Genomic DNA, 1,589 nt, shown 5'->3' with positions numbered 1-1,589 from the left:
GACGGCGCGCCCGCCCGCCGATTTCGACCTGGGCGTCTTCGCCAGCCAATCCTTCGGCATCTATCAGGACGAGATCGAGGAGGTCGCCGTCCGCATCACGCCCGAGGGGGCGGACGAGGCGCGCGGCTGGCGCTGGCACCCGACCCAGACGGTCGAGGATCGGGCCGACGGCTCGGTCGTGGTGCGGTTCCGCGCCTCGGGGATGCGCGAACTGGCCTGGCACCTGTTCACCTGGGGCGAGCGGGCGACCATCCTGGGACCTGAGCGGCTGAAGGCGGTGATGGCCGAAGAGCTTGCCGCGGCGGGCCGCGCCCTTGAACGGGCGTAAAGCTGAGCAAAGCGTAAGGTGACGGGCGGTGTTTGTGAGCTCTAAGCTGCGCCATTCCTCATGGGAGACTGCTTTTCGTGCGTCTGAAAGTCCTGTCTGCAACCGCCCTGTCTGTCGTCGCCCTGCTGACCGCCTGCGCCGCGAGCCCCGCGCCCGGCCCCTGGAACGTCGAGGCCGCGCCGCAGGTGACGGTGACGCGCGAGGGGGGGCGGTTGATGGTCGACTATGTCTTCAATCGCGACGCCGTGGTCTGGGCCTTCATGGACTCGGCGCTGATTTCGGAGGTGCGCGAGCCGTGGCGGCCGCGTCAGTGGATGGTCGAGACGCCCGGCGTGGTGATGGAGCGGCGCGGCCACTACGACATCATCCGCAGCGCGGACGGCGGCCCGGTGCCGCGCCATGTCCGTTTTAGCGTGACGCCTCAGGCGGTCGAGCTGGAGGCGGAATACAAGACGCTGGTCTTCTCGGACGGGGCGGTAGCCCTGCCGACGCGGCAGATGGACGTCTTCGCCCTGGGCTCGCCCGAGGCGGCGGAGGCGATGCCGGCGGACCTCAACGGCGTCAATCTGGACGGCGGGGCGTCGCGCGTGACCTGGCGCGACCCGGACGGTCCGGTGCTGTTCAACGGCGAGCGCCACGCCGAACTGACGACGACGGGCGAGCGGTCCTATGTCCTGCTGGGACAGGCGCGGGTGACGCCGGGCGAGGGGCTGACCACCGTCATGGATCCCAATCTGCCGCCGTGGATCGGCGAGAAGATTCGCGATTTCGCCCCGCGCGTGGGCCAATTCTACCTGCAGCGTCTGGGACGCCCCGGTTCGGGCGGCGACAATCCTGTGGTCATGGTGTCGTGGAACGGCCCGACAGAGCGGATGACCAGCATGGGCGGCAGCGTCCTGCCCGGCCTGATCGTCATGTCGTTCGAGGGAACCGGCGTGACCCGGCCGACGGCGGAAATGGAGCGGGTCTCCCGCTGGTTCATCGGCCATGAGAGCGCGCATTTCTGGCTGGGCCAGACGGTGAGGTACGAGTTCGCGCGCGACGCCTGGATCACCGAGGGCGGCGCCGACCTGATGGCGGTTCGGGCGCTGAAGGCGCTGGACCCGGCCTATGACGACCGCAAGGCCCTGCAGGAAGAGGTCGACGACTGCGTGACCCTGAGCCAGGGGCGCGGCGTGGCCGAGGCGGGCGAGCGCGGCGAACACCGCGCCTACTATGCCTGCGGCGCCGTCTTCGCCATGACGGCCGAGGGGGCGCAGAA

The 1,589-nt window shown here is 69.9% G+C and carries 2 protein-coding genes; both read left to right on the top strand.

The genetic code is table 11. The features are described from left to right. The coding region (locus tag RT567_RS16605; RefSeq protein ID WP_313577295.1) for a WYL domain-containing protein at positions 1–328 on the top strand (328 nt) is incomplete at its 5' end. A 77-nt stretch (positions 329–405) separates the two neighbouring features. Then, a partial coding sequence (locus tag RT567_RS16600; protein ID WP_313577294.1) for a hypothetical protein occupies positions 406–1,589 on the top strand: 1,184 nt, incomplete at its 3' end.

The organism is Brevundimonas sp., from assembly GCF_032107865.1.
GTDB lineage: Bacteria > Pseudomonadota > Alphaproteobacteria > Caulobacterales > Caulobacteraceae > Brevundimonas.
Note: the sequence above shows the minus strand (reverse complement) of the source record. Positions and strands in the feature narration are given on the sequence as shown.